Genomic DNA, 24,053 nt, shown 5'->3' with positions numbered 1-24,053 from the left:
AAATTTAAAATTATTAACCATTAAAATATAATTACATGAAAACGAATCTTTCAAAGATAAAAGGAGCAAATGTGCTTTCTAGAGAAAATCAAAGTAAAATTAAAGGACAAGGAGGAGTAGATCTTTCGTTATGTGGTTGTTCTTGCAGCGGGGCAGTTACTGGTCCTGCATACTGTCATAAATACATAGCTTGTCCACAAGTACATACTTGTTAAAAAGTTTCGAGTAAATCTAGAAAAAATTCTTTGGTATTTATTTTTGGGTTGAACTAGTTAGAAAAATATAAAGCTTTTTTTGATTGTGTTCGACCCAATTGTGGGAGATTTTTTTGTTAAAACCCTAAAATAACCTTTGCAATATAGAAAAATAAAAAAATTCCAAAAATATCATTACTGGTTGTGATAAAAGGACCTGTTGCAATAGCTGGATCAATACCTTTTTTATCTAAAATTATAGGAACAAAAGTTCCTATTAAAGCAGCTACAATAATAACGCTCATTAATGCAGTTGCAATTGTTAAGCTAAAAGCAAGTTCATAGTCCATTATAAAACCAAAGATGATGATAAGTAAAGCTAATGCAGTTCCATTAATCAAACTAAGACTAACCTCTTTTAACAATCGTTTCAATAAACTACCTTTTACTACATTGTTTGCTAATCCCTGTACGATAATAGCAGAAGATTGTACTCCTACATTACCAGCCATTGCAGCAATTAATGGGGTATAAAAAAACAAATCTCTAATTCTAGGATTTGCCATAACATCTTCAAAACCTTGCATGATAAAAACACTACCTAATCCTCCAAAAAGCCCTAGTATCAACCAAGGTAGACGAGCTCTGGTAAGCTCCCAGATATTATCATCTGCTTCAACATCTTGAGATATACCAGCAGCTAATTGATAATCTTTTTCAGCTTCATCTTTTATAAAATCTACAATGTCATCAATGGTTACACGCCCAACCAAAACCCCTTCTAGGTCTACTACAGGAATAGCCTCGAGATCATATTTTTGCATAATACGAGCTACTTCTTCTCCTTCTGTATTAACATCTACATGGTCTACTTTTGGTATGTATATTTCACTTATATGGGTTTTTGTAGAGGCAGTTAATAAATCTTTTAAAGATAATCGTCCTTTTAGTTTTCCCTCTTTATCTACTACATATATAGAGTGTACTCGTGTAACATTTTCTGCTTGCATTCTCATTTCACGTACACAACCAGCAACAGTCCAAGTTTCTTTTACTTTCACTAATTCTTTAGCCATTAAGCCACCAGCAGTATCCTCATCATACAAAAGTAGTTCTTTTATATCTTCGGCATGTTGTTCATCTTCTATCTCTGCAATTACTTGTTCTGCAAGGTCATTTGGTAACTCTGCAATAATATCTGCAGCATCATCGGTATCCATTTCCTCGAGCTCTTCAGCAATTTCTTTTGCTGAAAGATTTTCAAGAATACGTTCTCGAAAATCATCTTCTAACTCCATTAGTGCTTCAGAAGTTTTTTCGCTGTCCAGTAGTTTGATAAGATAAGTAGCTTCTGGTAAACTAAGTTCACCTAAAACTTCCGCAACATCGGCAAAATGAATTTCATTAAGTATATCTCGCAGATGTACGTCCTCTTTTGTAATAATGAGGTCTTTTACCTGTTGGATAAGTTCATCAGAAATTTGAAATTGCATATGTTTATTTATTAAGAGATCCCTTGCCTAGGCGGAACAAAGATAGCCAAACAATTTGATTGCACTTTATGGTTATGTTATTTTAAATATATAAGTAATTCAATATTACAGTAGAATACCTAGTTGTTTTTTTTTGAAGAATAATAGTTATATAAATTATATTTTTTATGTAATATATTTAAGTCAAAATCTGAATTACTCGATTGGTGCATTTTGTACAACTAATGTTAGCTCGATGAACTCCTCTACAGATAACTGTTCGGGGCGTTTAGATAAAATATCTAACTCTCTAATTTCTTCTGTTAATTGAAAAATTTTAAGGCTATTCCTTAGGGTTTTACGTCGTTGTCCAAAAGAGGTTTTTACAACCTTGAAAAATAATTTTTCATCACAAGGAAGTGAATATTCTTTTTTTCTAATTAATCGTAGAACGCCACTTTCTACTTTTGGTGGCGGATTAAAAACATCTGGGGGAACAGTAAATAAATATTCAGCAGTATAAAATGCTTGTGCGAGAACAGAAAGAATACCGTATGTTTTACTACCAGCTTTTTCACAAATGCGTTGTGCAACTTCTTTTTGGAACATACCAGTAAATTCTGGAATACGATCTTTGTTTTCTAAGGTTTTAAAAACAATTTGGGTAGAGATATTGTACGGAAAATTGCCTGTGATAGCAAATTGTTCTCCAGGAAAAAGCATAGATAGATCAAACTTTAAAAAATCTGCTTCTACTACTTTAAACTTAGTATGTCCTTTTAAAATTTCATGATGCTCGAGATGAAAATTAGTGTTGAGGTATTCTATAGATTCGCTATCGAGATCCATAGCAATTACATCTAGGTCTTTTTGAAGTATGTATTTTGTAAGCACTCCCATTCCTGGGCCAATTTCAATAACATTTCGATAACTATTTAAAGTAAGAGTGTCTCCAATTTTTTTAGCGATACTTTCATCCTTCAAAAAATGTTGACCAAGGTGTTTTTTTGCTTTTACCTCGGTTTTTTCAGAAGAACGTGTATGGTTAGGAGTGTATTTTTTTTTTGGTTTAGCCATTATGTTCGCTTACAATTTCTAATTCTGTTCTAAAAGCTACAAATTTACCAGCAAAACGATTTGATTTTGCTCTAAGAATATCTGCATCTTCATCATAGTATTTTTGTAAGGTTTTTTTACTGGTAGTGGTATATTGCACAGAGTAGGTGATGCCACCCATTTCTTCTTCGACTAGTACTTTTGTCATCAAAGCTTTGCTGAATTTTCCTGTAGAAAGCATATCAGGAATATGCTCGTCTTTCATCCAGTTTAACCATTCATAATGAATAGTCTCTTCAATATTTATAGTAACATTATAGATGTACATTGTAGTTTGTATTTTTAATGATAATAATAAGTTTTTACCTAAAATTACTAACAGACAAATGTAGTGAACTAAGACTTATAAATTATCACGAGTTATACTCTAGTTTATTGCATCTCCTCTAAGCGTTCTATATTTTTTTCTAGCTTCTACAAAGTAGATACTATCTGCATGATTAAAAATGATTTTCTCATACAGTTCTTTAGCTTTTTCTGGCTCTCCAAGTTTGTTTACGTATAATTCTGCCAACCAGTAGTATGCGTCGTCGGCAAGAATATCATTATTATAAAACTCAATAATTTTTAGATAGTTAACTTTCGCTTTTTCGAATAATTTTTCTTTTTCAAATAATTTTGCCTGACATAAAAAAGCTTCGTCTTCAATTTTTTCGCCTCTGTGTTGTGTTAAGATGGTTTCATACATTGCAATAGCTTCCTGATTTTTATTTTGAAAAGCTAATAAATCTGCTTTGGCAAAAATTTTTAAAGCAGTTTGGGTAGAATCCTCAAGAGAGTTGTCGCTAATAATAAGACTTAACTCCATAGCATCATTAGCTATTAATTGCGAAGTAGACGATTTTAAGACATTTAATTGTGTTTGTGCCCAAGCAAAATCCCCTTTATAGTAGCTGGTTTTAGCAACTTTAAATCTGGCATCCTGAGCCAAAAAATTATTTTTTAAAGCGTTTTGTACTTGTGTATAATAAATAAGTGCCTGATTAAATTTTTGGTCTAGTATTAGGATATCGGCTATCTCCATTTTTATTCTGGAAGACTGAAATCTGGAAAGCTTTTCTCTTTCTAAAATATCTTTTAAAAAATCAATAGCTTCTTGTTTTTTATCTTGATTAAATGCCATGAAATGCGAATAATCTATCTGTAATCCTATTGTTTCTCTGGATTTTCCATATTCTTCAAATACAGTATTGTATTGTTCTACAATGGTTTTATATTCTTTTTTAGTGGCAGTATCAACTTTTGCTTTCAAGATAATTTTATGAGCAGTAAGTTTCATGTCTTTAGAAGCAGTGGTCTCCAAAATATAATTTAGTATTTCTGTAGCGGATTTAATATCTTTTTCAGCAATAGCAATTCTAGCTAGATCTATAATGCCTTCTGGACCTTCATTCTTACGTTTATAAATTGCTTTTTCTTGTGTAAAAGCTTTCTTAAACTCCTTTTGCTGTACAAAAAGCCAACTTAGCATTTCGTTATACAAGATATCTGGATTTTGCTGAAGTTTTTTTATGAGTAATTTTTTTAAAATAACATTAGCTTCACTCATAGAATCTTCTGTTATATAATCCTCAAAATTTCGTTGTACAATATTTATATAATTGTGCTCTATTTTTAGTAAATCAAGATAGCTTTCAAACATTTTTTCAAGTTTGCCTTGTTCTCCATAAATTTTGGCAAGTTGTACGTTAAAGTTAGTTCCTGGATTATCTCTCATCCCTTTTTCATAAATCAAAGCAGCATCATCTAAAAGACTGTATTTTTCAAAATTTTTAGCAAGAGAATATGCATGATTAGTACTACTATTGCTATATGCTTCTATAGCTTTATTGTAATAAGATCGTGCCTCCTCTTTTTCCCCCTGAAGATCATAGTGATGCCCTAATTCAACTAAAATTTGTGCATTATTAGGACTTCTTTCCATCGTTTTTTTCAAAACACTTTCAGCTTCATCAAACTGTTCTAATTGCTGATAAGATTCTACAAGTCCTAGTAAATAATTAATACGATTAGGATTTTTGGTATATAATTTTTTATACACAGTAAGAGCTTTTTCATATTGTCCTTGCTCTATATAATTTTTTGCCAATTGCTCCGACTGCGCAACTGTCGATAAAGTAAATAATAAGGAGATGTACAAAAATATAAGGCGCATTTTATAAGTTTTTTTGTAAATATAGCAAAATGCTTCTTAGTAGTATATTATGAATATCCTTTATTTGTAGAGGGTTATCATCTTTTTTCGGTTTTTTTATTCGTTATAAGAAGTTTAATACACATTGTGCAGTTTAATTCTCCGAGGTTATTGATTTTTTTAGACTAGTCTAAAAAATTAAAAATAATTTTAATATTCAAACCAATTGTATGAGTTGTCATATTCAAGCAAGATGGCCACAAAATAATACGAATTTAAATTACAATGGAGATCGTTATGTATATTTTAGGCAAGATTATGGTAAAGATAGATTGCAGCTATTGGCGAATATAAAGAATAAACGAATATATATTTATAACTAAGTCCTGTTATGTAATATTTCGTATAGCAGGACTTAGTTTATATAGTCTTTTCTTAATCTATATATTCAAAACCACAATAAGGGACTAGTACATCAGGTATTTTGATGCCTTTTGGAGTTTGGTAGTTTTCTAGAATACCAGCAAGAACTCTTGGTAATGCTAATGAACTGCCATTTAATGTATGTACTAATTGGTTTTTTCCATTGGCATCTTTAAAACGTAATTTTAAACGATTAGCCTGATATGATTCAAAATTAGATACAGAACTAATTTCTAACCAACGATCTTGTGCGGTAGAAAAAACTTCAAAATCAAATGTTAACGCTGAGGTAAACCCTATGTCACCACCACAAAGACGTAAAATACGGAAGGGTAGTTGTAACTCTCTAAGAATATCTTTTACATGTTCTACCATACCGTCTAATGCTTTGTACGAGTTTTCTGGTTTTTCTATGCGCACAATTTCTACTTTATCAAATTGATGCAAACGATTTAATCCACGCACATGAGCGCCATAAGAACCAGCTTCGCGTCTAAAACATGGGGTGTATCCTGTACAGCAAATAGGTAATTCACTCTCAGTAACTAATTCATCTCTAAACATATTGGTTACAGGAACCTCTGCGGTTGGGATTAGGTATAAATCATCTCCTGTAACATGGTACATTTGTCCTTCTTTATCTGGTAATTGTCCAGTGCCATAGCCAGAGATTTCATTGACTAAATACGGTACTTGAAACTCTTTATATCCAGCAGCAGTATTTTTATCTAAAAAATAATTAATTAAAGCACGTTGTAATCGAGCGCCCTTACCTTTGTACACAGGAAAACCAGCACCAGTTATTTTTACCCCTAATTCAAAATCTATAATATCATATTTTTTAGCAAGTTCCCAATGCGGTAAAGCTCCTTCTTGCAATGTTGGGATTTCTCCTTCTTTATAAATTTCTTCATTATCGTCATCACTTTGCCCATTTGACACAGAGTCATTTGGGATATTTGGAATAGTATATAGCGTTTGAACTAATTTTTCTTGTATATCGTTTAGCTCTGTAGATAATTGTTTGGAGTTTTCTTTAAGTTGAGCTGTTTTTTCTTTTAAAAGATTTGCTTTTTGTTGCTCCCCATTTTTAAATAAAATACCTATTTCTTTAGAGAATTTATTAGAATCTGCTAGAATATTATCTAATTTAGCTTGGGTGGCACGACGGTTTTCATCTAGGGTAATAACCTCTTCTAAAACCGGAGCGGCATCAAAATTTCGTTTAGCCAAAGCCGTAATATAAGCCTCTTTGTTTGCTAGGATGTTTTGTACTACTAACATGATATCTTTTTTGGGCGATTGCCAGGCTATCCGCTATATCTTTTTTAAATTATGTACTTCGAAAAACTCAGTACGCCATTAAAAAAAGGATGTCGCTTCTATCCCTATCGCAATGAAAGAGTAAAATTAAATAAATTTAAGGGTATCTATGGTATAGTTAGATAGTGAATTTTAAGAAAATTACTCAAAAACAATATATATTTTCACAAGCACATCTTGTAAGCCTGTTCTAAGGTTGCTGATTAACTCTATATCTAGTATTTTTGTTTTTTTTAAAACAGTAAAATTGGCAACAGTAGCACAAAATATATTTCTTACCAAAAAAGAGAAGCTTCGATGTATGAATTGTGGCAAAAGTATTCGAAAAGGAAAATCTTTTGTAGCAGAAAGTGAAAATCATAAAGGAACCTGTTTTAGTTGTTCTCCATTTATAGGGTATGTGATGTTGCCTCCTGGAAATGCTGCTATGACCAGACGTTCTAAAAAACACTCTACACTTTGCGGGGTAGTATTGGCATGGAACCAGCGTAGAAAACGCTATGAGCGCCAAGGGCAATTGGTAGAAGAAATCGCGATAGAAAAAGCACGATTAGAATGTGAAAAAGATCAGGCGATACGAGATGATAAAAATAAAAAAGCAGCCGTAATTCGAGAGATAAAGGATCAAGAATATAAGGTTGCATTTGCCAAAGCTATTAGACAACGATACCCCAATTGTCCTGCCAAAAGAGAGGAGGATATAGCAAAACATGCTTGTGAAAAATATAGTGGTAGAGTAGGGCGTACAGCCGATGCTAAACAATTTGATGCTAAAATGATTGATCTTGCTGTAGAAGCACATATACGACATGCAGAAACAGACTATGATAATCGATTTGGACAAGGAAAAGGTAAAAAAGAAATTCGATCCGAGGTACGATATGATATAAATCATGTACTGCGACAATGGAAAGGGTAAATTACATAATTTTGTGTATGGCAAAAAAAGGAAAAGAAAAAAACACCCAAAATAAGGCTAAGCATACTAAACTTATGAATCGAAAGAAGAATAAGTTACGAAAAGAAAAAGAATTGAGGGCAGAACGATTAAAAGCGATTATAAAAAAAGCTTCTGATGCTGTAAATAAGGAAAATGATTCTGCTTAATTTTTAAATGTTATTTTAATGGGATTTCTATACTAATAACAGTGCCTCTTGTAACAGCAGAATCTATATGTATATTTCCTGACAAATGGTTTAATCGATTTTTTATGTTTTTAAAACCAATACCTTCCACTGTTTTATGAATTTCAAAACCCACGCCATCATCTTCAAAAAGTAATTGGATAGAATCTTTATGGTGATTGAGGTAAATATCTACATTTTTGGCTTTCGCATGTTTTAAACAATTAGTCAATAGCTCTTGTATGATTTTAAATAACTCCTCTGTAAATGATGGATTAATTTGGTCTATTAGGTCTTCAGGATGTGGGTGAAATGATATGTTTTGATCGCTTCCGTTTTTTACATTATGAATGTATTCTTTTACTAATGTCGAAATAGAATTTTTTTGAAATTTTTTTGGAATAAGATTGTGCGAAAAATCTCTTACTTGATTGTAAGTTTCATCTATCTGTTTAATGATGTTAATTTGCTGGTCATTAATTTTTTCGGTATTAGATAGTTGTAGTTTTATGCTAGCAAGGTTTCCACCAACACTATCATGTAGCTCTTGTGCTAAGCGCTGTCGTTCATTATCCTGTCCTTCCATAGTAGCTTTAATCAAATTTAACTCCTGATCTTTCATTAGCCCATATACTTTTTGAGTATTTACTTCTTCTTGAGATTTGTTAAGCGCGATTTGAGTTTTTAGTTTTTGAAAATAGACAAACAGTAATCCGATTATAGGAATTAAGATAATAAGAAAACCAATCAAAAAAGCCTTCTTGATAGTTTGTTCTTTTTTAATTTCGCTTTCTTTTAGTAATTGCTCTTCTTTAAGAGATAGTATTTCTTTTTCTTTTTGAAGAGTTTGGTATTTTACTTCTATCTCTTTTGTAATTTTTTGATTTTGTTTTCTTATTATTTGATTAGAGACATCTATATATTGCGTCATTAAGCTATAAGCATTTTTATAATTTTTGCGCTCAACATAAAGGTTTTTAAGCATTTGTATAACCTTTTTTTGTGATTCTAATCTATTCCATTGTACAGCATTAACATAGGCGGTGTTTAATATTATTTCTGCCGATTCATATTCTCCTAATTTATGATAAGTTCTTCCTACGTGATAAACTATTTCTATATATAAATCATAAAATTGATTGTCTTTAGCTTCTTTCATGATTGGTATTAAATAATTTATGGCTTCGATATTTCGATCATGAAAAGCTTCTATTCTCCCTAGGTTTAGTTGTATTTCTATTCGAGTTTTGTTAAAAGTATTTTTAGGAATATTGTTTAGAGCATCTAGATAATAAAATTTAGCCTCATTATCATTTTGTTGTTCAAAATAGGTGTCTCCTAAGGTTTTTTTGGCAAGTATTATGGTTTCTTCGTCTTTGGATTCTTTTATGCAAGATTTTAAAATAGGAAAAACCAAATCATATTGCTTTTGTTTTAAATATACAATCCCTAGTCCTAGTTGATGTTTATAATGCATTATTTGCATTTTTGAAATAGGGGAATTAGAAATACCTTCTATAAAATATTTCATAGCCTCGTCGTAGAGCCCGTTTTTAAGTTTACCAGAGCCTATAATGTAGTTAGCTTTAGAAAGGTATGCTTGCTTATCGGATATTTTTTCTTTTAGAGTAGTCGTTTTTAAAAGGTTTCCATAATAAATTATAGAATCGGTATTGCCTGCTAATAGATGTATTCTACCTATTTTTTCGACAAGCTGTAATGTGGTAAGAGTATTAGAGCTTTTTTTAAGTTCCAGATACAATTTTGGATCTACAGTGTTAGGAATTGTTCCAAAGGAAGAAAAAATAGTTATTTCTTTTTTGTTTTGACTATAAGCCGAAATCGATAGTACTATAATAACACTATATATTATTTTAATTAAGTGTCGATACATTTTAATCGTTTTGATTAGATTGAAGTGGTGTTTAAAAATAAATAGATATCTAAAAAAAGAATGATTGATACTAGTTGTATTTTAGAACCCATGAATTGGTTGTAAAATAATTCCATTTGGTGTTAGCAATATCCACTTCTGGATCAATCAATGTTTTATATTTTTTACCATTTACGGATACTTTACTAGTTACATAAACAGATATATCTTTACCTTTTGTAGCATATTCTTTTTTGAGTTTTTGTGCAAATTGCCATATTCCATCTGGTCTTGAGGATACTAAGCGTAATTGTTTTTTAGAGAGATATTCGCTTTTATTTACTACTTGTCGTTTTCCTTCGGGATCATTTTTATCGACTATAAAAAAACTAGTATTACCAGATCTTCCTCTTAGCATCATGCGCCAGCTTAATCGGTGTCCTTCCTCAGTCCACAAGACATCTCCTGGGATAAACCAATGGCGAATAGGGAGCGATATTTGTATAATAAGCCATAATGCAAGTACAGGTAGTAAAATTTTGCGATACGTAGGGATGATTACCTCATTGGCAGTATAAAATTTCTTTTTCTTCATAAAAATGTGATGTATCTTTTCTTTAGAAAAGAAAAACACACTAAAAGCTAGTGATAAATAAGGGAATATTCCTATTTGAAAAATAATAGAATTAAAAAGATGGAAAAATATACTGATATAAAAAGCCAATAACCTGGTCCTTTTCCATAATAAAAGCGGGATAATTAAAAGGTCAAATAAAATTCCAAAATAAGCAATATATATATGAGTCCAGTGTTCTTGAAGAGCACTACCTATAATGGGATAATGAGCCCTGCCAGCCATTAGGTTTTTTGCAACAGTATAATCTAGCCAGTCTGGGTATAATTTGGCAACAGATGCATAGGTGTAGACGATCCAAAGCTGGGCAATGATAAGCAATATACACCATCTTGGCATGGATATTTTTTGAAGCAATGGGTTTCTTTTTACATCTATAGAAAAATAACTCCCTGCTGGTAATGTAGTCATTATTATACAGAGCAGTAATAGTAGATAGTAATGGTTATTGTAAGATGATTTTTGCATAAAATACACTCCTGCCCATAGTATTGTATATCCAATCATACTCCATCGATATTTAAAACCGATCATAACTAAAATCCCAAAAACGCCCATTACTGCAAAGTAATAATACATACCGTTACCAGGTAAAGGTTGTAAAAAATCTAAACCAATAAAATTAAACGTAAATTTTGGTTCTACAAGAGTACGAGTAACCCAGCCAGTAAAAATAGCTCCTATAGCTTCTGCAGCAATTAAAAACCCAAAAATAACTCTGAATACTATAAGGGCGCTGTTATCTATATGCGAGAACAACCAACGATTAATCATACTAATGTATTTATGTAATCACGAGAAAAATCTTCGTCTTTTTGCATGGCTTCTTGTAATTCTTCTAAAGAGTTAAACTTTTTTTGGTCTCGAATTCTTTTTAGCATTTGAATTTGGATTTTTTTGTCATACAAGTTAAAGGTGGCGTCAAAAAAATGGGTTTCTATGGTTTGGTGTGTTCCATGAACAGTGGGATTAGTGCCAATATTCATCATGCCAAAACAAGTTTTATTATCGATAGTAGATTTTACTATATATACTCCATTTTTTGGGATAAGTTTATATTCTTCTTTAATATGTAGGTTGGCTGTAGGATAATTTAGTGTACGGCCAATTTTTTTTCCTTTTTCTATGGTACCAGTTAGCATAAATTCATATCCTAAATAACTGTTGGCTTTGGTGATATCTCCCTCTAATAATGCCTCTCTTATTTTGGTAGAACTTACTGCTACATCATCAATGTCTTGTTTAGAAATTTCTTCGACAGTAAAACTGTTTTTTATACCATAAGATGCAAGGTCGGTTATGTTAGAATTACGATTACGACCAAAACGATGATCATACCCTATAATAATATGTTTTGTATTAAGTAGATTTACTAAAATTTTTTGGACATATTCTCCTGCAGTGAGTCGAGAAAACTCTTTAGTAAAAGGATGGATAACAACACTCGAAAGTTTAGTTTTTTCTAAAATTTGAATACGTTCTTCAATAGTATTGATAAGCTTTATATCAGAGTCCTGTTGTAATACCATTCTGGGATGCGGAAAAAATGTTAGAATAACAGATTCTAATCCATTTCTTTCTGCGCTTTCTATAAGACGATCGATTATTTTTTTGTGACCAATATGTACACCATCAAAAGTACCTACTGTAACTACAGAGGGTATTTGATTATCATATGTTTTGGCATCTGTATAGCGTTTCATCTATTCTGTTTTGATGTTTTTTTCATTGTCAGATTCAATTTGCCATTGACTAGTGTGATTGACATTAATTTGATTATTAAAGTTTCTTTTAACGAAGCAAAAATTTAAAGTAATTGTAAAAATAAAAAATAGTTATGACACGTTTCTTTATTTTCCGTTAAAGGTATTCATCGTATTTGTTATTCCTGCTGTAGCAAAAGATTGAATTAGCGAGATTCCTTTTGGTAATCGCTCTATCATAGCGGATTCTTCTTCTTTAGTCCATTCTCCTAATACATAATCTACCTGTCTTCCTTTTCCGAACTCATCTCCGACTCCAAATCTAAATCTAGAATATTGTGAGGTTTGTAATTGTGCCTCTATATCTTTAAGTCCATTATGCCCTCCAGCGCTTCCTTTAGGTTTAAGACGTATTACTCCAAAAGAAAGATTGATGTCGTCTGTGATGACCAAAAGGTTTTCTACAGGGATTTTTTCTTTTTCTAGCCAATATCGCACCGCTTTTCCGCTAAGGTTCATATACGTATTGGGTTTTAGTAGTATAATGGTTCTTCCCTTATACTTATATACCGCTGCGTCTCCAAGTTTTTTGGTTTCAAAAGATAGGTCTTCTTCTTTGGCTAAGTAATCCAAAATCTTAAAGCCAATATTATGGCGTGTATTTTGGTATTTGGGGCCGATATTACCAAGACCGGCAACAAGAAATTTTTTCATAAGATCTTCTTGGGTTTCTTTTGTTTTTTGTTTTAAAAATAATTTTTTAATTATCGAAAACATGTTTTTGTTTTTTGCGTAAAGGATAGGAGCGGCGTCTTTTTTATTGTGCTCATGGCTTGTAGAAGAGGGCAATAAAAAAGATACAGCGATAGCCTGACCTCGATTATGAAATCGGGGGATACGATCTTAAATTTTTTATAAAAATAAAAAAAGCACTCTGAAAACAAATCAGAATGCTCTTATATTATATTAAATCTGAAAAATTAAGCTTCTGCTGCAGGAGCTTCAGTTGTTTCAGTTTCTTCCTCATCCTCATCATCTGCAACTGCAGTACGAGATGTTTTGATCATACAGATAACGGTATTATCTGGATGAAGTATTGTGTAATCTTCACTAGCTACATCGGTAACATATAACTTGTTTCCAATTTTTAAGTTAGTGATATCTCCTTCTATAAAATCAGGAAGGTTAGAAGAAAGACCTTTTACTTTAATACGTCTTAAGTTAAAACGTAAGACCCCACCAGCACGAACTCCACGAGAGTTTCCTGTTGTTTTAAAAGGGATATTCATAGTAATTGGTTTATCGTCAAAAATTTCAATAAAATCGATATGTAAAATTTTATCGGTTACAGGGTGAAACTGAATATCCTGTAATATTGCGTTTATTTTTGTACCATTATCCAACGCTATTACCACGGTATGAACGTCTGGAGTGTACACTAAATTTTTGAAAGCAATTTCTGGCGCTGCAAAGTGTACAATAGTGTCTCCACCGTAAATAACACAAGGTACCTGTCCAGCATTACGTAAGGCTTTTGTTGCTTTTTTGCCTACGCTTTCTCTTTGAGATGCATTGATTGTTAATGATTTCATTTTTAAGTATTTATTAATTATTGATTTACATTATAAAGTTAGAGCTGATAGACTGATTGTTATGAACACGGCTCATAACATCTGCAAATAAGTTAGCACAGCTTACCACTCTGATTTTATCACTTTTTTGTTTTAGAGGAATAGAGTCTGTAACGATTAATTCTTCTAATTTTGACTTTTCTAGTTTTTCATATGCGTTACCAGATAGGATAGGGTGGGTACATATTGCTCTAACACTTTTAGCACCTCTTTCCATCATCAAATCTGCGGCTTTGGTTAATGTTCCTGCAGTATCTACCATATCATCAACCAGAACTACATTTTTTCCGGTAACATCACCTATTAATTCCATATGCGAAATTATATTTGCTTTTTCTCTTTGCTTATAACATATTACAACATCGCTCATTAGGGCTTTAGAATATGCATACGCCCTTTTAGAGCCTCCCATATCTGGAGAAGCAATGGTAAGGTCGGTTAGGTTTAAGGATTGTACATATGGCAAAAATATAGTGGAAGCGAATAAATGATCTACTGGTTTTTCAAAAAATCCTTGAATTTGATCTGCATGTAAATCCATTGTTATAATCCTTGTTGCTCCTGCGGTTTCTAGCATTTTGGCAATCAACTTGGCTGCAATCGGGACTCTTGGTTTATCTTTTCGGTCTTGTCGAGCCCAACCGTAATAAGGTAATACTGCTGTGATATGTCTTGCAGATGCTCTTTTTGCAGCATCTAGCATTAGTAACATTTCCATTAAATGATCTGAGCTTGGGTGTGTAGATCCAATAATAAAAACTCTGGAGCCTCTAACAGATTCCTCAAAGGAAGGTTGAAATTCACCATCACTATAGGTAGACGTAATGATTTTACCCAATTTAGCGCCATAGGCTGCTACTATTTTTTCGGCAAGTTCTGTACTTTGGCTGCATGCAAAAAATTTTGCTTCTGTAACTCCGGGTTGCATAGGGTAAAATGTTGTTTTGTAATGAGTTAAAACTTGTTTTTTAAAAACAAGGTGCAAATTTAAAAATTTATTTCAACTCTATCACTTATTTTATTAGTTATTTAGTGAGAACAAACAAATATTTTATTAATTTTGTCGTCCCAATATGCTCAAGTGGCGGAATTGGTAGACGCGCTGGATTCAAAATCCAGTGACTTCGGTCGTGTGGGTTCGATTCCCACCTTGAGTACCAGACGGGATAACTCCTTATTTTTAGGTGTTATCCCGTTTTTATTTTTATCAAAATTATTTGATAATGAAGGGATTATACCAAATAATGAATTAATTCGCTGGGTTCGATAACAGTCATTTTCATAATCAAATAGAATTCCTTCAGGAAAAACCATATGCTGTACAGCTTTTTTTGTCTCTAAATCTCCTAAGTTCCATAATTCCTGTAAGTTACAAGAAAGTTGTAATGCTAAATTAATAGATTTTTCAAGGTTCGATAAATTAAAGGTGTTTTTAGTATTGTATACTTGAATCGTATTTAATTCCTGCTTTAACTTTGCTTCAAATTTGTGGAATTGCTCATCGGTAATTTCACGAAATACAAATCTTTCCTCTAGTACTTCAAGTTTTTTTTCTATTTCTTTGCTTTTCTTTTGTTGGATATCATATTCTTTTAATTGTTCCTCATGTTCTTTTATAAAAACATATTTCATAATCTCTTTCATAGGAGCGATGTACTTTTTGTCTTTAATCTGGATCTGACGTAAAACCTCTTCGAATTTTTGGTGCATTACTTTAGCACTTCTATTTTCTTTGCTTCCAATCCGATTGTTTTTATAGTAGTAGAGGTTTTTACGTTTTACTAGATATCCAGTATATTTTGTACCACAGGAAACTGCTGTAATAAATTGTTTTAAGGGTAGGTTTTCATCATCCTTAGTGTACTTCTTCCCATTTTGGTATAGGAGATCATTTATTTTCGCAAATTCCCTTCTGGAGATTAAGGGCTCATGTTTTCCTAAAATGGGTTCATCAAGTAGATTATGGACAATTACCCCACAGTAAAAAGGGTTTCTAAAATAATCACTTAATTTTTTTGATCTGATTTTTAATCCTTTTCTCTGTAGTCTTTCAGCAATTTCACGATAGGTCATATCTTTATGTAATTTCCATTGAAAGGCAAGCTTTAGTAGTTTTCCATCTTCGTTAATAACAATATTGGGGGCTTTTCCTTTTCCTGGATTAAGATTAGTGTATCCAAAAGGAAGGGTATTAATCCAATATCCTTTGGAAAGTTTGGATTTCATTCCTGTGATAATTTTGTTTCTACTGTTCATATTGGAAATATGACTATTCATGTGAAATAGATTTTCACAAACGATACTGCTTATATCGTTGCTAAAATCTATAGGTTGGCTTACCGATAGAATGTTAATGCCTTTGGTCTTGAGTTCTTCGCTTAGCCCTATACTACTACCCCCTGTTCTTGAAAAACGATCATAGGCATATACTAGGATAAATGATATCTTATTATTTTTGTTCTTTACATAACGTAACATCTTTTGAAACTCTATACGATCATCTCTTTTTGCAGATTCGTATGTTCCTCCAAAATAGGATATTACCTGAAGCCCGTTTTTATGAGCATAATCTTCACAGTATGTCTTTTGAGTTTCTAGACTGGCATTATTCATGGCTTGTTCTTTAGTAGATACCCGAGTGTATATAACAGCCCTATTAGTTTGTACTATTTTTTGATTTTTTGATTTGTTTCCAAACTTTTGAAATACCCTTAAATTTTCCATATTTTTTACTTTCCCTTTGTAATGTGGTTAAACATTATTTTACAAAATTCTTCCATTGTAAGAATGATATGTTCTGCTTCCTTATCAGATACATTTTCGAAACCTGTAAACGTTCTTAGACGTTTAGGAGTCATTTTTTTGATTTTTCGGAATTGTTTAAGCCGTTGTTCTTTCGAATCAACACGATCTTTATTCACTAACATAGGTGTTAATGGTTTTAAGGTCGTGAAAATCCGATTGTAGCGTCGGTCAGAACACGTGTAAGATTAATAATACTGCGGTTTGTAGCGACCGTCTGTCTTATTTTTTAAGAAACAAAATCAACACATCATATAGAGGGTTTCTTGCTACTTATCCTACAAACTTAAAAAAAAACCGTTACATTTTTCAAAAAATATCAAAGTATTGATATATATGTTCAATTAAATATAATTCATTATGATTTTTATACCTTCTTTCATTGTTGTTCATAATTAGACGATGATATATGTTTAAAGATTATCTCACAGAATTGCTCCATCATGAGAATTGTTTTTTCTGCTTCATCATCAGTTAAGGATTCAAATCCTGAGAATGACCGCAGACGATCTGGGGTCATTTTTTTACTTTTGGCTAATTTTTTGATTATTTGACAAAAATCAGCACGATCTGGCTTCATTAACATAGGCGTTAATGTTTTTCAGGTCGTATTAGTCTGATTTCATTGTCAGTGGTAATACGCGATTAGTTATTTTTCAACTTTATAGGTTGCGTGATCTATGGGTAGGCTAAGAAAAATGCACAAATCTCTTTTGTTGGAGTAGTAGTGTTATTTTCTTAATACAAGGACTAAATTAATACTTTAAAACAGAAAAAATAAAAAATCACAAAGAAAAATGAGATTTATGATAATATTTAATTTGCTTTTATAGTATAGGTGCGTGTTTTTCAATTTTGAAAATACTTAAAAACTCCTTGATAAGGACACATTAATTTAATTCTACATTTCTATAATCTAATTTTTTTTAATATGGCAGTTATAGTTTTATAGTCATAATTAGTAATATGACTAATATACGGGATAACCATATTGTAATTAAGGATTTAATATATTGTTTATCAGTTGTTTGTATTCAATAATTAACAACTTTAACTGTTTTCATAGACTTTATGTTCATTTTCATTAAAAAGACAGTAAGAATATAGATAGAAAAACTTCAATTTTCTTTTAAAAAAGGTGCAAAATAACCATTAAAATATAGAAAAATAAATTATTTATTTCTTAAATAAGGTGGTAGTTTTATTTGAAAATCAGATGATTAATATTAGTTTTTTCACTAGTAACACTTTAAATCTTAAGGCGATGAATTTTAAAACATGTGTATTCTCAATTTCTTTGTTATTTTTAACCACAGCAATAATTTCCTCCTGTACCAAGGCGAGCATTGAGGATGAAATCGGCATTGATAATGAAAAAGATATACCTATTTACAAAACCAGCAAAGACGAGTTGGAAGAACGTTAAATATTACTTGATAGCACTTCTATTTTGTACCATTGGATTCACTCCACTTACACATACATTTTTATCAAAGAAGATAGATCGTTCCTATTCCATTGCAGATACAGAATTGCATGAAGGGCTTAACATATTAGATGACACTTATGAAATAGAAATTACTAACGGTAAGATCACTTGCTTCAGAGCATATGATTCTATAATTATAAATCGCGTCTTTGGTTGGAGTAACTGGAGGCGCTTTTTATTAGGTGGTTCGCCGTATTTTTGTTTATTCTTTTTGACATTGTTTTGTGCTTGGATCTATAGTTACAAAGATCGTGAAAATCCTCTGTTTCAAAAAACAGTAATCGTAGTGCTATGCTTCTTTGGTTTAGTATCGGTATGGTTTACCATCTATTCACTTTATCCTAAACCAGACATTCCTTACTCATTCTATTACATTTTACTATTCTTAGGCTCATTACTTATTAATACGAGTGTTTTCTTTTTCATTAGATGGGCACGTAAAAGACATTTTTCAGTATTAGAATTAACAAGTAAAATTCAACATTTAACTTATTTAATATCTTATCGAATATATGGTCGTTATATTCAGACGAAAGATAAAAAAGAATATCTTGTTGAAACACTTAACGAGTATAATAGCTTAAAAGCAGATACCGTAGAAAAATGAACAGAAGAGAAGCTAAACAAATCAATCAAAATATTCATGATTCTGGATTTATATCAAAGAAGGTATTTACGTTTTTGGAGCAAGAGATTGATAAAAGATTAGAGGAAGAATTGAAGACAGAAAAAATCAAAGTAAAACAACAAATATCTTCTCTTTTTAACGATAATTATTTGGAGGCGTCAGCATTTTTCAAACACTCACTAAAACTTAGCTATTAAGAAATTTTTCTAATGCTTCTTTGCTAGAGGCAACATCAAATAGGCGTTTAGCAACTTCTCTATCAATTATTTTCTTAATTCGAGGGTCTTGCAAAGCAAGCTCTGTATACTGGGATAAAAATCGATATACTTCGTCAAGTTGCTTTTTCACAGGATGTTTATCGTCCAGTTTATTAACAAAAAAAGGTTCTAATGTTTTTTTCTGAAGATCACTCAAGCTTTCTCTGTTAATAGCCATCCTCAGCGCATTCCCTTTCATACCTATAGGTTCACCGAGTTCGTCATAAGACAAACCGCTTGTTTCTTTATATGATTTTAGTTTTTGGTAAAACCCCATTCATGATTTTTTTAAAAAAAGTCTTGTAATATTTTGTTTATACGCACAATTGTTCTAATTTAGCGAACAATTGTGCGAATCTTGTTTTTAAGATAAGCAAATGTAATTAAAAATGGGCAATTTAGATAGATTGATAAAATTAGAATATCCCTTATCTATTTATAGAGTTCATAAATATCATCGTCATAACATAATACGGATTTCCGTATTGCCAATTAACAGGCACGTTTGAAGATTTCCCCAATCGCTTTTCGAGTGTCATTTTATTGTTGTATAACAAAATATGAAAAGATGGACGAGTACGAAAGAGACTTATTAAAGGCAAAAAACAGGAGACGTAAAGTAACTCATTATCTACGCAAGCATAAACAATCGCTTAATATTAGACATATGGAAAAACTACTTGGTTTCCGTAAAGGTAGAATTCAAAAGTTTGCTTCCGATCTCGGTAAGTTAACAGATTGTGAAATAACCATACTCTATGGACATTTAAAAAAAATAACTCGATTTTAAACCCCTCAAAATAAAATGAAAGCCAAAAAATATTACAAACACCAGAAAGAATTTATTTCTAGCATAGTAATGCACTTTCATATAGACATAAACGATTTTAAAGATTGTATTCAAGCAGGAAAATGTTATGAATGCTTGTTATACCAATGGAGTATTCGATTGTATAAAAAAGGAGTACCTGTAGAGGAGGCAATACAGATCATTTACAGGACTAGAATTTTTGTACTTAGAGATAAAGCATATAACAGACAGCTTCGTAAAGCAATGTATTACTAATGCTGGATAGTGATTCTAAATACAACCAATTATCTAAAGAAGATCAGATCTTGGTACAGCAAAAGATAGTAGAACTAAGTCGTATACTTTCCGCAGAAGAAGTCATTGCAGAAGTGCTAAAAAATATAAATCCTGTTGTAGAAGTAAAAAAGGAAAAAGGCATTATAATCATTGGCAAGGGTACTTATGATCGTATTATGACAATGGTTAAAAAAATAAATTTAAAGAAATATTGGAATGCTAAAAACAAGCCATAAAACGGGAATTACATTTGAGTTGAGTTTGTGTTTTTCCTAGCAAGGATACTGGGTATGGGAGGTAGCTCGTAAGTAAGAACTTTTAAATAGTACAAAAAAGCTTTGCGCTTGGGGAAGTGTTTTGTTTTTGTATGGAAAGCTTATTTAATTCCATCGGTTACCAAAGTACCCAGATGTCTTTGTAAAAAAATAAACTCTTAAAACCAAAAACAACTAATGCGAATACTTTTACCAAACCATTTTAATAAACCTCTGTTCTTTTTCTTGCAGCTTTTTATTTCCATTAGCTGTTTTGGGCAATCCCCAGAAAAGAATCTGGAAGCGGTGTTTTTAAAAGAAGTAATCCGCTTTGAAGGCATTACCTATGCTGGCGACAGGGTTTTTGGGATTTACCCGAATCGGGAAACTGCAAATCAGGTGGTACAAAGCTATATGTCGCGTAACAAAAACTCCAAATACGAGCTTACCTATAAATCCATCCATCCCTCTTTTATAGAAACCGCTAAAGGAGAAGATGTTTTTGCACGATTTACCCAGATCTGCCCCAAAGGATATAAGCTACTTACCAAAGAAGAATATAACGCTATCACAATTATGGCTAAAGATAAAACCGATGCAGCCGTATGGTACTATATGAAAACCAAAAAAGAAAAAGAAGAAAATGCCAGAAACCATGTAAAAAGTCTTTTTGCTACCTATAAAAAATATGTAATGCAGTAAACTCTTAATCCCTATTGACTACCAAAATGATAACATACCAAGATACCATCATCCAGAACGTTTTTAAACAATTAAACGGCTTAGAAAAAATAGAGATATACGATATCCTCTTAAAAATAGAAACCATGCTTATGGATTTTAAAAGCCCGATACAGTATGAGGAAATTAAAAAACAGATAGAAAACACCTCTATAAAAACAAATATCAGCGCAGTAGATGACTATCGCTATGGGTATTGTTATTTGCATGACCATTGCCAGTATATCAAAATATACAAGATCAAAACCTTATTGCCCAATTTTATGGGTGGAGAGCAGATCTATTTTATCACGCCTTGGCAATTACGGCTACTGGACTATACCAAAGATAACCTGCAAATGACCTTTACAGAATCCCATCTGGAAGCTATAGTCCTTGATTTTTTGAAAAAACATTCCCCAAAAAGTAAGAATCCCGTAACTGGTCGTTTACGGTTCTTAGAGTTGTTAGATCAAATCGACCCCGATTAATTTTGTGTACCGCCCCCAACCCCGAAACCAAATGTACCTAAGAACCCCTACTTATGCTTTTTTTTAGAAAAAATACCACGGTGTCGGAAAATGAAACTTTTAAGCTCTATTATTGCATTATAAATTAAGGTTTCACGACATAATCATACATAAAAAACCAACTTTTATGAAAAATATAAGCACAACCAAAAATCCAAAAGGGGGTTTTTCCCCCTCCCAAAACATAGCAATAATACGGGCTAACCATAATTTCACCCCAAAAAACAAAGCTATTTGTTAAAATTTATAGGAAATGAACATGCAAGCATTAGAACCCTTAATTTTATAACTGAAGAAATGACAATTTAAAAACTTCTTCTTTTTTATATAAACTGTCATACGGATTCATCATAGAGTGTTCTTGCTCTATATACAAGCAGTCGCTTGGTTAGGTTTCCTTACAGGTTTATTTAGTAAAGTAGAATTTTATATAGGATTATATGAGCTTAAAACCTTGTTGTGCAATACGTACTGATATATTGTAAATAAAAACATAGAATATCCAAATAAAACCACTCCATGATAGAACCAAAAACATCCCTTAGAATAAACGGAGAACCTCTTTTTAACTTCGAGCAAGTAACCCTAGAACAATCCATTAACGACCATCATTCTTTTTCGATTACGGTAGACTATGATAGTATAGAAACGGTAGGGGCATATACCTTAGATGCCTCCAAAGAATGGCTTGGCAAATCGGTGGTCATCAATTTTAACGATACCGAGTTTATTGGCATTGTTACCGATGTGAACCTTTGCCATGAACATGGTTATGATGGTAAACTGGTGGTTAGTGGCTACTCCAAAACCATTGCTTTAGAAAACAGCCCCCATATGCGCTCCTGGCAGGACACCAATTTAAGATCCATATTAACCGATACCATTAATGCTGTAGACATACCAGCACAGGTATCCCCTGTGTATAGTTCTCGTATAGAATATCAAACCCAGTACAGGGAAAGCCATTTTAAGTTTATACAACGTATGGCAAAACAATATAACGAATGGTTGTATTATGATGGGGTACAATTGGTTTTTGGGAAACCCACACTACCAAACCCTATCGCTATAGAATATGGTGCAGATATGGATAGTATTAATATTTCTATAAAAACTATTGCCAGTAGTGGTACAAATTTTAGCTATAACGCTTTAGAAGACACCAAAAACGAATCCAAAACGTTAGGACAAGTAGCAGGATTAAACGAACTGGGGACGCATGCTTTTGAGACTTCTAAATCTCTTTTTAATGTAGATACCAAAGGCTATTCCACTACCAGAGTACAAGATAAAAGTGAGATAGATACCATTGTTAAAAACAAACAGGCAAGTGCCGTTGCCACAGCAAGTGTGCTTAGTGGCACCAGTACCAAACAAGGATTAACCATAGGTTCTGTAATTAAAGTAACTGCTGCACAAAAAGGCATTGGAGCTTTTGATATCAAAAACTATGGGGAGTATATTATCACAAAAATCACACACGACGCAACAGGATCGAGCGAGTACACCAATAGTTTTGAGGCGATATCCTCGGGCATCCAAATACTACCAGAACCAGAAGTAGATTTTCCAGAAGCGCATCCCCAAATAGCAACGGTAGTATCTAACGAAGACCCAAAACAAAAAGGACGGGTACAAGTACAGTTTCAATGGCAAATCGCAGAGATGAAAACCTCTTGGATACGGGTAATGACCCCCGATGCAGGAAGCAGTACCCACCATGCACAAAACAGGGGGCATGTATTTATCCCAGAGGTAGGTGATCAGGTAATGGTAGGATTTCGATACAACGATCCTAACCGCCCTTTTGTACTAGGTAGCCTTTTTAACGGATCTACTGGCGCAGGAGGAAAAGACCAAAACAACTATAAAAGTATCATTACCCGAAGCGGGCATACCATAGAGTTTAACGATACTAATAATAGCGAGAGTATAACGATAAAAGATAAAAACAATAATAGTATCCATATCGATACCCATGGCAACAATATCACGATTTCTGCTAATGATACCATAACGCTAAAAGCAAAAAACATCCATCTGGATGCCGAAGAAAATATTACCGCTACCTCAGGAAAAATGACAGAAGTGCATGCAGGCGAAAATGTGATGGTTAATGCAGGCGAAAATATAGAATTATCTGCCAGCGAAGACCTTATAGAACAAGCCACCAATAAGGAAGTTAATCTTACAGAAAAAAAGACAGTTATTGCTAGTGAAATAGAAGAAACTGCCGATAAGATTCGGTTGGATAGTAGCAAAGAAAATCTGGAGTTAGCCTCTGGTAAAGAGATAGATCTACAAAGTGGCGAAAAAGTAAGGTTATTTTAATACTACGATATGTTTTGGTCCACCAAAAAAAAAGCACCTAAAAAAATAAGAACCATAGGGCAAGCCTTGCAAGAAGATAAAGTCCCTGTATGGCAAAATAAGTATATACTCGAGATAGAAACACAAGTGCATACGCCTGATCTAAAAATTAAAGATACGATCCGTAACCCATTAGATGTGGTAACCACTCTGGTATACGATTGTAGCATAGCATTCTATAAACAAGATACGGGTAATTATTTAGTACTAATAGATAAGGTGTATAAAAACAAAAAAGACCAGACAACGCTTACGGTTATAGAAGAATTATCCCAGATTATAGGACGG

The 24,053-nt window shown here is 32.4% G+C and carries 26 protein-coding genes, 1 tRNA gene and 1 pseudogene; 14 read left to right on the top strand and 14 right to left on the bottom strand.

Annotated features, from left to right (window positions below):
• Positions 1-35: 35 nt before the first annotated feature.
• Entirely contained in the window at positions 36-215 is a 180-nt protein-coding gene (locus H527_RS0104285; protein ID WP_027411556.1) for a hypothetical protein, read from the top strand.
• Between the two features lie 116 nt (positions 216-331).
• On the opposite strand, the gene mgtE is transcribed toward H527_RS0104285, so the two are convergent.
• The 4 genes from mgtE to H527_RS0104265 form a co-directional block, all read right to left on the bottom strand.
• Positions 332-1,687 carry a magnesium transporter gene (mgtE, locus tag H527_RS0104280; protein ID WP_027411555.1) on the bottom strand — a complete coding sequence of 452 codons (1,356 nt, stop codon included), beginning with the start codon at positions 1,685-1,687 and terminating at the stop codon, positions 332-334.
• Between the two features lie 195 nt (positions 1,688-1,882).
• Positions 1,883-2,743 (bottom strand): 16S rRNA (adenine(1518)-N(6)/adenine(1519)-N(6))-dimethyltransferase RsmA, encoded by an 861-nt coding sequence (gene rsmA / locus H527_RS0104275; RefSeq protein ID WP_027411554.1) that lies wholly within the window; start codon positions 2,741-2,743, stop codon positions 1,883-1,885.
• Entirely contained in the window at positions 2,736-3,050 is a 315-nt protein-coding gene (locus H527_RS0104270; RefSeq protein WP_027411553.1) for a DUF4286 family protein, read from the bottom strand. The genes rsmA and H527_RS0104270 overlap by 8 nt, the downstream gene beginning before the upstream one ends.
• A gap of 99 nt (positions 3,051-3,149) precedes the next feature.
• Positions 3,150-4,937 carry a tetratricopeptide repeat protein gene (locus H527_RS0104265; RefSeq protein WP_027411552.1) on the bottom strand — a complete coding sequence of 596 codons (1,788 nt, stop codon included), beginning with the start codon at positions 4,935-4,937 and terminating at the stop codon, positions 3,150-3,152.
• Between the two features lie 209 nt (positions 4,938-5,146).
• Here H527_RS0104265 and H527_RS23865 point away from each other — a divergent pair, with 209 nt between their 5' ends.
• Positions 5,147-5,299: a hypothetical protein gene (locus H527_RS23865; protein ID WP_155837805.1), complete on the top strand. Its 153-nt coding sequence runs from the start codon at positions 5,147-5,149 to the stop codon at positions 5,297-5,299.
• Positions 5,300-5,351: 52 nt separating this feature from the next.
• On the opposite strand, the gene serS is transcribed toward H527_RS23865, so the two are convergent.
• Positions 5,352-6,623, bottom strand: a complete 1,272-nt coding sequence (gene serS / locus H527_RS0104260; RefSeq protein WP_027411551.1) for a serine--tRNA ligase — start codon at positions 6,621-6,623, stop codon at positions 5,352-5,354.
• Between the two features lie 286 nt (positions 6,624-6,909).
• On the opposite strand from serS, the gene H527_RS21405 reads away from it, so the two are divergent.
• Positions 6,910-7,581, top strand: a complete 672-nt coding sequence (locus tag H527_RS21405) for a DUF2293 domain-containing protein (protein ID WP_035087426.1) — start codon at positions 6,910-6,912, stop codon at positions 7,579-7,581.
• A gap of 17 nt (positions 7,582-7,598) precedes the next feature.
• Positions 7,599-7,769: a hypothetical protein gene (locus H527_RS24295; protein ID WP_169726188.1), complete on the top strand. Its 171-nt coding sequence runs from the start codon at positions 7,599-7,601 to the stop codon at positions 7,767-7,769.
• 10 nt (positions 7,770-7,779) lie between these two features.
• Here H527_RS24295 and H527_RS21400 read toward each other — a convergent pair whose 3' ends face one another.
• The 6 genes from H527_RS21400 to H527_RS0104220 all read right to left on the bottom strand — a co-directional run bounded on the left by H527_RS21400 (position 7,780) and on the right by H527_RS0104220 (position 14,556).
• Complete coding sequence (locus H527_RS21400) at positions 7,780-9,681, bottom strand: tetratricopeptide repeat-containing sensor histidine kinase (protein WP_051316627.1); 1,902 nt, start codon at positions 9,679-9,681, stop codon at positions 7,780-7,782.
• A gap of 70 nt (positions 9,682-9,751) precedes the next feature.
• Complete coding sequence (locus tag H527_RS0104240) at positions 9,752-11,068, bottom strand: HTTM domain-containing protein (protein WP_027411550.1); 1,317 nt, start codon at positions 11,066-11,068, stop codon at positions 9,752-9,754.
• The gene (locus H527_RS0104235; RefSeq protein WP_027411549.1) at positions 11,065-11,997 is read right to left on the bottom strand and encodes a bifunctional riboflavin kinase/FAD synthetase; all 933 of its coding nucleotides are present in this window, start codon (positions 11,995-11,997) and stop codon (positions 11,065-11,067) included. The genes H527_RS0104240 and H527_RS0104235 overlap by 4 nt, the downstream gene beginning before the upstream one ends.
• 147 nt (positions 11,998-12,144) lie before the next feature.
• On the bottom strand, positions 12,145-12,774 hold the full coding sequence (gene pth / locus H527_RS0104230; RefSeq protein ID WP_027411548.1) for an aminoacyl-tRNA hydrolase: 630 nt from the start codon (positions 12,772-12,774) through the stop codon (positions 12,145-12,147).
• Positions 12,775-12,977: 203 nt separating this feature from the next.
• On the bottom strand, positions 12,978-13,589 hold the full coding sequence (locus H527_RS0104225; protein WP_027411547.1) for a 50S ribosomal protein L25/general stress protein Ctc: 612 nt from the start codon (positions 13,587-13,589) through the stop codon (positions 12,978-12,980).
• A 25-nt stretch (positions 13,590-13,614) separates the two neighbouring features.
• Positions 13,615-14,556 carry a ribose-phosphate pyrophosphokinase gene (locus H527_RS0104220; protein WP_027411546.1) on the bottom strand — a complete coding sequence of 314 codons (942 nt, stop codon included), beginning with the start codon at positions 14,554-14,556 and terminating at the stop codon, positions 13,615-13,617.
• A 147-nt stretch (positions 14,557-14,703) separates the two neighbouring features.
• On the opposite strand from H527_RS0104220, the gene H527_RS0104215 reads away from it, so the two are divergent.
• Positions 14,704-14,788: transfer RNA gene (locus H527_RS0104215), tRNA-Leu, on the top strand.
• Between the two features lie 733 nt (positions 14,789-15,521).
• Here H527_RS0104215 and H527_RS24795 read toward each other — a convergent pair.
• Both H527_RS24795 and H527_RS0104205 read right to left on the bottom strand, forming a co-directional pair.
• Positions 15,522-16,352: pseudogene (locus tag H527_RS24795) on the bottom strand (recombinase family protein); the annotation flags it as partial.
• Positions 16,353-16,809: 457 nt separating this feature from the next.
• On the bottom strand, positions 16,810-17,016 hold the full coding sequence (locus tag H527_RS0104205; RefSeq protein ID WP_155837804.1) for a hypothetical protein: 207 nt from the start codon (positions 17,014-17,016) through the stop codon (positions 16,810-16,812).
• Between the two features lie 784 nt (positions 17,017-17,800).
• Between H527_RS0104205 and H527_RS0104195 the strand changes: the two genes are divergently transcribed.
• Entirely contained in the window at positions 17,801-18,526 is a 726-nt protein-coding gene (locus H527_RS0104195; RefSeq protein WP_027411543.1) for a hypothetical protein, read from the top strand.
• On the top strand, positions 18,523-18,744 hold the full coding sequence (locus H527_RS0104190; protein WP_027411542.1) for a hypothetical protein: 222 nt from the start codon (positions 18,523-18,525) through the stop codon (positions 18,742-18,744). The genes H527_RS0104195 and H527_RS0104190 overlap by 4 nt, the downstream gene beginning before the upstream one ends.
• Here the strand turns inward: H527_RS0104190 and H527_RS0104185 are convergent.
• Positions 18,734-19,081, bottom strand: coding sequence for a hypothetical protein (locus H527_RS0104185; protein WP_027411541.1), 348 nt, complete (start codon positions 19,079-19,081; stop codon positions 18,734-18,736). The genes H527_RS0104190 and H527_RS0104185 overlap by 11 nt on opposite strands.
• Positions 19,082-19,372: 291 nt before the next feature.
• Between H527_RS0104185 and H527_RS0104180 the strand changes: the two genes are divergently transcribed.
• The 7 genes from H527_RS0104180 to H527_RS21395 all read left to right on the top strand — a co-directional run.
• Positions 19,373-19,594, top strand: coding sequence for a hypothetical protein (locus H527_RS0104180; protein ID WP_027411540.1), 222 nt, complete (start codon positions 19,373-19,375; stop codon positions 19,592-19,594).
• Positions 19,595-19,609: 15 nt separating this feature from the next.
• Positions 19,610-19,870 (top strand): hypothetical protein, encoded by a 261-nt coding sequence (locus tag H527_RS0104175; RefSeq protein ID WP_027411539.1) that lies wholly within the window; start codon positions 19,610-19,612, stop codon positions 19,868-19,870.
• The gene (locus tag H527_RS0104170) at positions 19,870-20,127 is read left to right on the top strand and encodes a hypothetical protein (RefSeq protein WP_027411538.1); all 258 of its coding nucleotides are present in this window, start codon (positions 19,870-19,872) and stop codon (positions 20,125-20,127) included. Before H527_RS0104175 ends, H527_RS0104170 begins: the two co-directional genes overlap by 1 nt.
• A 216-nt stretch (positions 20,128-20,343) precedes the next feature.
• The gene (locus tag H527_RS0104165; protein ID WP_027411537.1) at positions 20,344-20,847 is read left to right on the top strand and encodes a BAR domain-containing protein; all 504 of its coding nucleotides are present in this window, start codon (positions 20,344-20,346) and stop codon (positions 20,845-20,847) included.
• 26 nt (positions 20,848-20,873) lie between these two features.
• The gene (locus tag H527_RS0104160; RefSeq protein ID WP_027411536.1) at positions 20,874-21,356 is read left to right on the top strand and encodes a hypothetical protein; all 483 of its coding nucleotides are present in this window, start codon (positions 20,874-20,876) and stop codon (positions 21,354-21,356) included.
• A 558-nt stretch (positions 21,357-21,914) separates the two neighbouring features.
• On the top strand, positions 21,915-23,726 hold the full coding sequence (locus H527_RS0104155; protein ID WP_027411535.1) for a type VI secretion system Vgr family protein: 1,812 nt from the start codon (positions 21,915-21,917) through the stop codon (positions 23,724-23,726).
• Between the two features lie 9 nt (positions 23,727-23,735).
• The coding region (locus H527_RS21395; protein ID WP_035087382.1) for a hypothetical protein at positions 23,736-24,053 on the top strand (318 nt) is incomplete at its 3' end.

This window comes from Aquimarina muelleri DSM 19832, assembly GCF_000430665.1.
GTDB lineage: Bacteria > Bacteroidota > Bacteroidia > Flavobacteriales > Flavobacteriaceae > Aquimarina > Aquimarina muelleri.
Note: the sequence above shows the minus strand (reverse complement) of the source record. Positions and strands in the feature narration are given on the sequence as shown.

What these genes read in the sequence shown, in the direction of transcription:
- H527_RS0104285 (WP_027411556.1), top strand. Translation starts at nt 36, where the DNA reads ATGAAAACGAATCTTTCAAAGATAAAAGGAGCAAATGTGCTTTCTAGA.
- mgtE (WP_027411555.1), bottom strand. Translation starts at nt 1,687, where the DNA reads ATGCAATTTCAAATTTCTGATGAACTTATCCAACAGGTAAAAGACCTC.
- rsmA (WP_027411554.1), bottom strand. Translation starts at nt 2,743, where the DNA reads ATGGCTAAACCAAAAAAAAAATACACTCCTAACCATACACGTTCTTCT.
- H527_RS0104270 (WP_027411553.1), bottom strand. Translation starts at nt 3,050, where the DNA reads ATGTACATCTATAATGTTACTATAAATATTGAAGAGACTATTCATTAT.
- H527_RS0104265 (WP_027411552.1), bottom strand. Translation starts at nt 4,937, where the DNA reads ATGCGCCTTATATTTTTGTACATCTCCTTATTATTTACTTTATCGACA.
- H527_RS23865 (WP_155837805.1), top strand. Translation starts at nt 5,147, where the DNA reads ATGAGTTGTCATATTCAAGCAAGATGGCCACAAAATAATACGAATTTA.
- serS (WP_027411551.1), bottom strand. Translation starts at nt 6,623, where the DNA reads ATGTTAGTAGTACAAAACATCCTAGCAAACAAAGAGGCTTATATTACG.
- H527_RS24295 (WP_169726188.1), top strand. Translation starts at nt 7,599, where the DNA reads ATGGCAAAAAAAGGAAAAGAAAAAAACACCCAAAATAAGGCTAAGCAT.
- H527_RS21400 (WP_051316627.1), bottom strand. Translation starts at nt 9,681, where the DNA reads ATGTATCGACACTTAATTAAAATAATATATAGTGTTATTATAGTACTA.
- H527_RS0104240 (WP_027411550.1), bottom strand. Translation starts at nt 11,068, where the DNA reads ATGATTAATCGTTGGTTGTTCTCGCATATAGATAACAGCGCCCTTATA.
- H527_RS0104235 (WP_027411549.1), bottom strand. Translation starts at nt 11,997, where the DNA reads ATGAAACGCTATACAGATGCCAAAACATATGATAATCAAATACCCTCT.
- pth (WP_027411548.1), bottom strand. Translation starts at nt 12,774, where the DNA reads ATGTTTTCGATAATTAAAAAATTATTTTTAAAACAAAAAACAAAAGAA.
- H527_RS0104225 (WP_027411547.1), bottom strand. Translation starts at nt 13,589, where the DNA reads ATGAAATCATTAACAATCAATGCATCTCAAAGAGAAAGCGTAGGCAAA.
- H527_RS0104220 (WP_027411546.1), bottom strand. Translation starts at nt 14,556, where the DNA reads ATGCAACCCGGAGTTACAGAAGCAAAATTTTTTGCATGCAGCCAAAGT.
- H527_RS0104205 (WP_155837804.1), bottom strand. Translation starts at nt 17,016, where the DNA reads ATGTTAATGAAGCCAGATCGTGCTGATTTTTGTCAAATAATCAAAAAA.
- H527_RS0104195 (WP_027411543.1), top strand. Translation starts at nt 17,801, where the DNA reads ATGAAAAAGATATACCTATTTACAAAACCAGCAAAGACGAGTTGGAAG.
- H527_RS0104190 (WP_027411542.1), top strand. Translation starts at nt 18,523, where the DNA reads ATGAACAGAAGAGAAGCTAAACAAATCAATCAAAATATTCATGATTCT.
- H527_RS0104185 (WP_027411541.1), bottom strand. Translation starts at nt 19,081, where the DNA reads ATGGGGTTTTACCAAAAACTAAAATCATATAAAGAAACAAGCGGTTTG.
- H527_RS0104180 (WP_027411540.1), top strand. Translation starts at nt 19,373, where the DNA reads ATGGACGAGTACGAAAGAGACTTATTAAAGGCAAAAAACAGGAGACGT.
- H527_RS0104175 (WP_027411539.1), top strand. Translation starts at nt 19,610, where the DNA reads ATGAAAGCCAAAAAATATTACAAACACCAGAAAGAATTTATTTCTAGC.
- H527_RS0104170 (WP_027411538.1), top strand. Translation starts at nt 19,870, where the DNA reads ATGCTGGATAGTGATTCTAAATACAACCAATTATCTAAAGAAGATCAG.
- H527_RS0104165 (WP_027411537.1), top strand. Translation starts at nt 20,344, where the DNA reads ATGCGAATACTTTTACCAAACCATTTTAATAAACCTCTGTTCTTTTTC.
- H527_RS0104160 (WP_027411536.1), top strand. Translation starts at nt 20,874, where the DNA reads ATGATAACATACCAAGATACCATCATCCAGAACGTTTTTAAACAATTA.
- H527_RS0104155 (WP_027411535.1), top strand. Translation starts at nt 21,915, where the DNA reads ATGATAGAACCAAAAACATCCCTTAGAATAAACGGAGAACCTCTTTTT.